The 8420-nt window shown below is 36.4% G+C and carries 7 protein-coding genes; 4 read left to right on the top strand and 3 right to left on the bottom strand.

Annotated features, from left to right (window positions below; all coding sequences use genetic code 11):
* Nucleotides 1-74 precede the first annotated feature (74 nt).
* Nucleotides 75-611 (bottom strand): ECF transporter S component, encoded by a 537-nt coding sequence (locus IEV09_RS12575; RefSeq protein ID WP_188368649.1) that lies wholly within the window; start codon nt 609-611, stop codon nt 75-77.
* Between the two features lie 123 nt (nt 612-734).
* On the opposite strand from IEV09_RS12575, the gene IEV09_RS12570 reads away from it, so the two are divergent.
* Both IEV09_RS12570 and IEV09_RS12565 read left to right on the top strand, forming a co-directional pair.
* Complete coding sequence (locus IEV09_RS12570) at nt 735-974, top strand: hypothetical protein (protein ID WP_188368648.1); 240 nt, start codon at nt 735-737, stop codon at nt 972-974.
* Nucleotides 975-1124: 150 nt separating this feature from the next.
* On the top strand, nt 1125-2549 hold the full coding sequence (locus tag IEV09_RS12565; protein WP_188368647.1) for a helix-turn-helix domain-containing protein: 1425 nt from the start codon (nt 1125-1127) through the stop codon (nt 2547-2549).
* Nucleotides 2550-2566: 17 nt separating this feature from the next.
* Here IEV09_RS12565 and IEV09_RS12560 read toward each other — a convergent pair whose 3' ends face one another.
* Together IEV09_RS12560 and IEV09_RS12555 are read right to left on the bottom strand one after the other, a co-directional pair.
* Nucleotides 2567-3040 (bottom strand): nucleoside 2-deoxyribosyltransferase, encoded by a 474-nt coding sequence (locus IEV09_RS12560; RefSeq protein ID WP_188368646.1) that lies wholly within the window; start codon nt 3038-3040, stop codon nt 2567-2569.
* A 22-nt stretch (nt 3041-3062) separates the two neighbouring features.
* On the bottom strand, nt 3063-4283 hold the full coding sequence (locus IEV09_RS12555; protein ID WP_188368645.1) for a GNAT family N-acetyltransferase: 1221 nt from the start codon (nt 4281-4283) through the stop codon (nt 3063-3065).
* Between the two features lie 155 nt (nt 4284-4438).
* On the opposite strand from IEV09_RS12555, the gene lepA reads away from it, so the two are divergent.
* Together lepA and IEV09_RS12545 are read left to right on the top strand one after the other, a co-directional pair.
* On the top strand, nt 4439-6265 hold the full coding sequence (lepA, locus tag IEV09_RS12550) for a translation elongation factor 4 (RefSeq protein ID WP_188368644.1): 1827 nt from the start codon (nt 4439-4441) through the stop codon (nt 6263-6265).
* A gap of 640 nt (nt 6266-6905) precedes the next feature.
* Nucleotides 6906-8255: a DNA/RNA non-specific endonuclease gene (locus IEV09_RS12545; RefSeq protein ID WP_188368643.1), complete on the top strand. Its 1350-nt coding sequence runs from the start codon at nt 6906-6908 to the stop codon at nt 8253-8255.
* The last annotated feature ends 165 nt before the right edge of the window (nt 8256-8420 follow it).

Below are 8420 nucleotides of genomic sequence, written 5' to 3'. Positions count from 1 at the left end.
AAGAGAATGCGTAATCTAAAATATTAGTTTTTGTTTTTAACACTGTCTACTTGACAGGGAGCACTTCAATCCCCTCATCGCTCCTGATTTATTTTATATTGTGCAAATAACCGTTTAAAAATGGGTGCTAATATTAAATAAAACCCAACATTTCCAATTGCGTGCAAGAAATCAAAGGAGACGCCTCCTAGGTAATAAATCCAAAAATTGGAAATCCCATAGATTTGAGTATCAATCAGAGCTAAGATAAATCCGTATAAAAATCCTGCAATAAAACTATAGCTCACTTGTAAAATAAGACTCTTCTTAAAAATCGGAAGTAAGTTCAAGCTTGCTGCTAAAACAACAATGACCGAAAAACCCACAATTTGACTAATCGTCCAAACACCCATACCTAGATAAATGTTCGTAATAATCAGTGATAAGATGCTGACGATTATTCCTCTTGAAGCACCTAAAAATAGCGTTAATAAAATAAAAATAGCGGTCATTGGTTGAATATTGGGAATAAATTGAAACAATAAACGACCTACGACACACGCTGCTGTCACTAACGCTAAGAAAGCCAGTTCTTGCGTCGTAAACATTGACGATTGATTCTTTTTATACATAGAAAACCGCCTCCTTTCTTAAGAATTTCATCTTGAACCTTATCAATTGAAAGCCTTTTCTTTGTCGATTTAGTTAATTTTTGATAAAATGAGTGTAAGCATAAGTCAAAGGAGGACTATACGATGACAGACTCTATCGATAAATTAAACAAGCTCGCTGCTGAAGAACGCGAAAAAAAACCTTTCTCAAAAATTGACAAAATGGAAAAAGAATTTAACTTGGATCAAGAACCTGATGTAAATCTTGAAGAAGATCGTCCAAAAGATGCTGAAAAAGACAAAAAAACTTTATTAGATGAACAGTCAATCATCGAGCTTTCTGCAACGCAACAAGCCAAATTTAATAACCAACCCCCACGTTAAATAGAAACAACGTGATGATAAAACGCTTTTTTATGAGGATTCCCTTAGAAAAAAGTGTTTTTTTAATTTTATAGTTAAATAACATTTATATTGGCCGATACGTGCTAGTGAATCCGTTAAAAATAAATTATTAAAAGGAGCGTACTACAATTGTTTCGAATCTCAAAAGAGGCTCGTCTGAAAAAAGATATTTTAGAATATCTTGATAACCAATCAGACTCTTTGTTCTTTAATGAAATGCTCCTCGCGTTTCCAGAAATTAGCATGTCCACTCTTCAAAAAAAATGTCATGAATTAAACGAGGTAATTCAAGCGACTTATTCCGATGGTTCTGTTCAGTTAATCATTAATAAACGGACAGGTATTCGATTATTACGCCATTCGAATAACTTAGAAAAAGTTATTGAAAATCTAATTACTGAAGAACTACCGTATCAACTTGCCAAACGTTTTATTTACGCAAATTCTATTGACTCTAAAGTGCTATGTGAAGAACTAAACATTAGCTTTTCACAGCTACGTCGGAAAACGAATTTAATCAATAATAGTATTAATCGTTATGATTTACACATGACTGTCTCACATCAAATCAAAATTTTTGGTAGTGAACTTATGCGTCGGGCGAATCTTATTTTTGCCTTATCAACGACACATCGTAATTTTTCGACAATTGCTTGGATTGAAAACCCTGATCGTTATATCAAACAGGGTCAACTTATTTTAAATTATCTTAATATCACTCCAAACAATAGCTTGATCCAAAGCTTTGCACTTCTAACTTTTGTGAATGAATGTGCGATTAACAATAATCGACAAATTATTTTTCATAACGATTTACATCACTTAATTGATAATACAAACTTTCCTAAAAAACCTGGTTTTTTAGTCAATTGGGAAGACAATGATTGGTGTTTTTTTATTCTGATGATTTATAGTTCCGCATCTTCTGACTACAAATTAGATTTCGCACCCGATTTTTACGCACTAATCGCCAATGACTCATCGATTAGACGCTGGTTTTCAATTTTCAATCAACACTTCCCGGCACTCAACCAACAACAAAAAACAACTGTTTTGGATGAGTTAATCCGGGGGTATGTGACTGATCAACTCTTGAATATTGATTACATGTTTTGGGACGTGCATTTAAATGAAACAGTTAACACCATGAATCACTATTATCCTGTTTTTTATCAAAAATTCTTACGTTTTTGGACTGCTCTCTCAGATAACTCTGCTGCTCCGTTATCTGAATATATGCGTCTGCGTTACTTATTCATTTCGCAGCTAGTTTTCCCATTAGAAACTTTTATTCCAACAGTTCAGGTTTATATGGATAGTAATTTGATGCTTGTAATGGAAGCACTCGTCCAAAGTCGAATTAAGATGTTCTTTAGAAATTCGTTTGACGTTCAATTCACTGACAATATAAAGGATGCAAACTTCATTTTAACGACTTCAAATTATTATATTTATACGAAAGAAGACAGGCAAAAAGTTATCCTATTTGAACCGCCTCTTTCAGACAATGATTTAACCTATATGCACGGATGCTTCTCTTCCCTCTTTCATTAGAGTGGTCGAGAAGTTTTTTATAGTCTTTTAGAAATCTCTGAAATCAAAGCTTCTTTACTGGATACAATTACACCATTTAATTTAATTAATCCTGTCGTGTATAAATTTAAATAGTGAAATTGATTTTCACCAATTTCTGTTAGTGCTGCTAGTTTGTCTGGGTGCTCACCACCTTGTTGTCTAGAGTCGGTATAAAGTCCTATCACAGGAATATTTTTCGCGTAAGCCACACCTATTTCTGAAGCCACACCTGCATCAATACTTACACCATCTAAAACAGCAATCATCAAATCACTGTTTAAGACTTCTTTTGTATCCGCCTCGGCAATCATAACACTATTGGCATAAGCCATTTTATCGTTAATCGCCCCATTTTCTTGTGGCAAATAAATTTGTAACTCTGGCAATACTTGACGAATATTCGCCACAAGCATCTCATTATATAAGCGTTCGCTCTCAGCAAACATGGGTGCTGCAAAATAAATCTTCATTTAATTCTTTCCTTCCTCTATATCAAAAATAATCACTAAAGTAAGCAGCTGTATCTGGAATAATCTCTTCCAGTATGCGCAGTGTTTGACGATCTGTTGCAATTCGCTCTACTTGGTAAAGATAAGCTGCTCGGCGATAATTCATTAACAAACACGTTAATGTCTGAATATCTAAAACAACGGCTTCTCCAATGGCTTCTCGAACGACTTCAACACGTTCTTCTACTTCATTCCATTTTAGACCAAAAACACCTTGATTCCATTCAGCAACTGGATCCGTCACAACGAAATGAAAAGGTTTTTTAAAAGACTCAAAAGGAAAGTCTTTTAAAAATTCTTCCACATCAACAATCCTTGCCATATAATAGGGCGAAATGGTTTCTTTAATCTGACTATCATCAAGGAAAAAAGCGATTGGTTCATTTTTGTAGCTGTCGCCCTCAATCCAATAGACCATACTAAAATGTGCTCCAATAAAATTCCACAGCCCATTACGCGCTTCTTGATTCAGATAGAACATCTCTTTCACATGGAAGACCTCTTCTGCTACCCAATAAAATAAAACACCTTTTGCTTGTCCTTCTTTATCATAGTAAACTGCAGCTGTTCGTTCTGCTGGATTATCTTCACGCCAGTACTCTTCCCAATGAAACGCTGATCGTTGTAACGCTCCATGATTAATTCTTGAGAATTGCTCGTAAACAGCAATCACATCACTGTGAGTGACTTCATGACGTTCAACATTTCCCGGAACCTCGACAAACTTCGGTAATTGCGTATCTCGGATTCTAAATGATAATTTATCCGACATAATTTCCCAACCTTTATCTCGGTAGTATGGAATATTGTAGGGATACAAATACGAAATCCATTGTTGATTCTCTCGCATATTCCGTAGTGCAACACTAACTAATTCACGCATCAATCCATGTCTAGCATATTCTGGATACGTTCCTACTCCCGTTATGCCACCCATTTTATAAATCGTCCCATGGATGTTAACTTCACAAGGATAAATTGCTATCTGGGAGATGAGTTTCTCTTGATCAAACCAGCCAAAAACAGTTGACAACACAAGTATCGGTCGTTTTGATTGAATCATTTCCCGTTTATTTGCATAACCACTTTCTTCAATGTCAGCCCCTGTCACTTGAAAAACATAACTCAAAAGCTCATTATATTGGTCGATATCTGTCTCTTTTAGCTGTCGAATAGTTAAACCTTCAGCAAAAGCATCTTTCATATTTTTCACCTCATTAAACAGTTTTATCTAGTATATCAAAAAATCTTACTAGATGTTTAGTTATTTTACGATGAATGTTATGGCAAAAGGCTTTTAATCTGTTTCTATCGTTGGTATAATAGAAGAGCTGACTAATAGAAATGAGGAATAAATGCATGACTACTTTAGAAGAAATGAAAAAACGCCAGCAGTTGATTCGAAATTTTTCGATTATTGCTCATATTGACCATGGAAAATCTACTTTAGCTGACCGGATTTTAGAAAAAACCGAAACTGTCTCTTCACGTGAGATGCAAGCACAGTTACTAGATTCGATGGATTTAGAAAGAGAACGTGGAATCACTATCAAATTGAACGCAGTGGAATTAACTTATACGGCCGAAGATGGTGAAACGTATACTTTCCATTTAATTGACACACCTGGACACGTCGACTTCACTTACGAAGTTTCACGTAGTTTAGCAGCCTGTGAAGGTGCCATCCTAGTTGTGGATGCCGCTCAAGGAATTGAAGCCCAAACACTCGCAAACGTGTATTTGGCACTAGATAACGATTTAGAGATCTTACCTGTAATTAATAAAATCGACCTACCTGCAGCTGACCCTGAAAGAGTACGTAGAGAAGTCGAAGATGTTATCGGACTTGATGCTTCTGAAGCCGTACTTGCAAGTGCGAAAGCTGGCATTGGAATTGAAGATATCTTAGAACAAATCGTTGAAAAAGTCCCTGCGCCAACAGGCGATTTAGAAGCGCCTTTAAAAGCGTTAATCTTTGACTCTGTTTATGATCCCTATCGTGGCGTTGTTTTAAACATCCGTGTGATTGACGGTGTCGTACGCCCTGGCGATAAGATTCAATTAATGAGTAACGGCAAAACTTTTGATGTAATCGAAGTCGGCGTCTTCTCACCTAAAGCGGTCGATCGTGACTACTTAATGGTTGGTGACGTTGGTTATATTACTGCCGCAATCAAAACAATTCAAGACACCCAAGTCGGTGACACCGTTACTTTAGCAAATAATCCTGCCGAAGAAGCACTTGATGGTTACCGCAAGATGACACCAATGGTTTACTGTGGTCTCTATCCAATTGATACTTCTCGTTACAATGATTTACGTGATGCACTCGAGAAACTACAATTAAACGATGCTGCTTTAGAGTTCGAACCTGAAACTTCTCAAGCACTTGGTTTTGGTTTCCGTTGTGGTTTCTTAGGACTCCTTCATATGGACGTTATTCAAGAACGTTTGGAACGCGAATTCAATTTAGATATGATTACAACCGCTCCTTCGGTTATTTATAACGTGAACTTAACAGACGGATCAAAAGTTGTTGTTGATAACCCTGCTGAATTCCCTGATCCTGTAAGAATTGAAAACGTTGAAGAACCTTATGTTAAAGCACAAATCATGGTACCAAACGAGTATGTTGGTGCCGTAATGGAACTTGCTCAACGTAAACGTGGTGACTTTGTAACCATGGATTATTTAGATGAATATCGAGTGAACGTTGTCTATGATATCCCACTATCAGAAATCGTTTATGACTTCTTTGATAAATTGAAATCAAGCACAAAAGGTTACGCTTCGTTAGACTATGATATTTCTGGCTACCGTCCAAGTAACCTTGTTAAGATGGATATCTTACTAAATGGTGAAAAAGTCGATGCACTAAGCTTTATCGTTCACCGCAACTTCTCCTTCGAACGTGGAAAAGCAATCGTTGAGAAATTGAAAAAACTCATCCCTCGTCAACAATTCGAAGTGCCCATTCAAGCAGCGATTGGTCAAAAAATTGTTGCCCGTTCAGACATTCGTGCATTACGTAAAAACGTATTAGCCAAATGTTACGGTGGTGACGTTTCTCGTAAACGTAAATTACTAGAGAAACAAAAAGAAGGTAAAAAACGTATGAAACAAATCGGATCCGTTGAAGTTCCACAGGATGCCTTCATGGCCGTTCTGAAAATGGACGACGAGTAAAATACTTTTTTATCAAAGTGACAGTAAAAACATGCGAAATAAATTAGTCGCTTTCATGTGTTCTTACTGTTTTCACACCTTGAAAATTAGCTAGATTGTATAAAACAGTTGTTCCTAAAATAGGATTAATGGAATAAAATAATAATCAGAATCGGTAGATGATCTTCTTGTCTACCGATTCTTTTTGTTTCTTTAAGAACCAGCCAGAAATTTAGGGTCACTTAATATACAACTTTTAATTGAGTATCATATTTAATAATTCGTCAAGAATATCATGCATGGACATTAAGTTAGTATTTAAGAATAATGTCTGTCACATCGTTATTTTTTTTGATACTTTTTGCATTTTTATAAAATTGACGATACCTTAAATATCTATGTTGTGGTATTATCATCACAACAACAAAGAACGGCATAATAGGATTCTACGAAAAAGACACGTTACAAACTTATAAATTGTTCGTTGATATTATAATAGCAATTTGATTATTTTAAAAATCCGAAAAAGAAAATGATCAATTAATGAGTTTTCCTTACGTTTTAAATGATAAAAAAGTAGATATTACCATTGAAATCGTTCAATCAGCAGGTCCTACTGAGTCTTTTGATGTTAAAAGTAAATAGTAATACGGAGGTTAATATGGATAACTTATTTTTACTTCTCTTCTTAGCTAGTATAGGAGGAGTTGGTTATGGTGCCTATCAAGGCGTTTCGAACAAATTCAAGAAAAACAAGCAAAAAAAGAAGGATGCAAAAAGAATTATTTTAGCTTCTGCCGGCGCTTTAGTTATATCGTTTGTAGGTATCGGAATAACCGCTCCACCTATTGAAGATACTCCACAATCAGCAAAGGCTGAAATCGTAGCGACAGAAGCAACGGATGATTCCGGAGAACGCAAAAAAGAGAATGCCAAGATAGAGCAACTTAAAAAGGAAAAACAAGAAGCAGAATTACTTGCTCTAGCACAAAAAGAAGAACAAAAGAAATTCGATGATGATTTACAAGAGTTAAGAACCACGCTTGCTGACTTAGAATATGACGGTACGCAAACAATCGAATTAAACGACAATACACCTCTCTTCGGCCCTCTTGACCTTTCATTAGAAAAAGGTAGTTGGGAAACTTACGGTGATTTAGATAAATTAAATCGTGCAACATCCGCCGAAGCGATGTTAAATCAGGATTTAATGCCTAGCGAAAAACGTGGCGATATTTCAAACATTGATCCTACTGGTTGGAAAAATAAGAAATTAGGTAAAAGCTATCTTTATAATCGCTCTCACCTCATCGGCTTTTCCCTTTCAGGCGAAAATGATAATTGGAAAAACTTAATCACAGGTACCGCCCAATTAAACAATCCTGAAATGCTCCGTCACGAAATGGATATTAAAAACTACTTAGAAAAAGCATCAAACAATTATGTCCGCTATTCTGTTACACCAATCTTCAAAGACGATGAACTACTAGCACGTGGCGTGCATCTAATGGCGCAATCAACGACAGATGATAGCATCCGTTTTAACGTCTATATCCATAACATCCAAGACGGCGCTAAATTAAACTATGCGGATGGTTCTAGCGTTACTGACGAAGAGTTAAAAGCAGAATCGGATAAAAAGGAACAAGTCGCTAAAGAAAATGCTGAAAAAGAACGCTTAGCTAAAGAGCAGGCGGAAGCTGAAAAAGCCAAACAAGAGCAAGCCGCGGTTAAAGCAGAACAAGATCGAATTGCTGCCGAACAAGCAGTGGCTGCGAGAATCCAAGCAGAACAAGCAGAAGCTGCTCGTGTTGCTGAGGAAAATCGGTTAGCTGAAGAAGCGGAAAATCAGCAAGTTGTTGCACAAACTGTCTATATCGCTCCTGATTCTGGTACGAAATATCACTTTAATCAAAGCTGTAGAGGATTGAGCCAAGCGAACTCAATCGCATCACTCTCCTTATCTGACGCGCAAGCACAAGGATATGATTTATGCGGTTGGGAAGACTAATTCTATAGATTTCTTCCCCCATCGGGTTAAGTTTGGAGAAAACCATATTCCAGTTAGGTAGTATTTACCTAGCTTTGAATATGGTTTTTTTGTGTCTTGAATTGTCAAATTAAACGCAACACCTTGCCAAAGAAGAGCTCATAAGGTGTTTTCCAACCTAAGCAC

Source organism: Enterococcus alcedinis (assembly GCF_014635985.1).
Classification (GTDB): domain Bacteria; phylum Bacillota; class Bacilli; order Lactobacillales; family Enterococcaceae; genus Enterococcus_I; species Enterococcus_I alcedinis.
The sequence above is the reverse complement of the archived record's forward strand: the minus strand, read 5'-3'. Positions and strand labels throughout refer to the sequence as shown.

Excerpts from the sequence above, each read along its gene's own strand:
- lepA (WP_188368644.1), top strand. The coding sequence starts at position 4,439 with ATGACTACTTTAGAAGAAATGAAAAAACGCCAGCAGTTGATTCGAAAT.
- IEV09_RS12555 (WP_188368645.1), bottom strand. The coding sequence starts at position 4,283 with ATGAAAGATGCTTTTGCTGAAGGTTTAACTATTCGACAGCTAAAAGAG.
- IEV09_RS12570 (WP_188368648.1), top strand. The coding sequence starts at position 735 with ATGACAGACTCTATCGATAAATTAAACAAGCTCGCTGCTGAAGAACGC.
- IEV09_RS12560 (WP_188368646.1), bottom strand. The coding sequence starts at position 3,040 with ATGAAGATTTATTTTGCAGCACCCATGTTTGCTGAGAGCGAACGCTTA.
- IEV09_RS12575 (WP_188368649.1), bottom strand. The coding sequence starts at position 611 with ATGTATAAAAAGAATCAATCGTCAATGTTTACGACGCAAGAACTGGCT.
- IEV09_RS12545 (WP_188368643.1), top strand. The coding sequence starts at position 6,906 with ATGGATAACTTATTTTTACTTCTCTTCTTAGCTAGTATAGGAGGAGTT.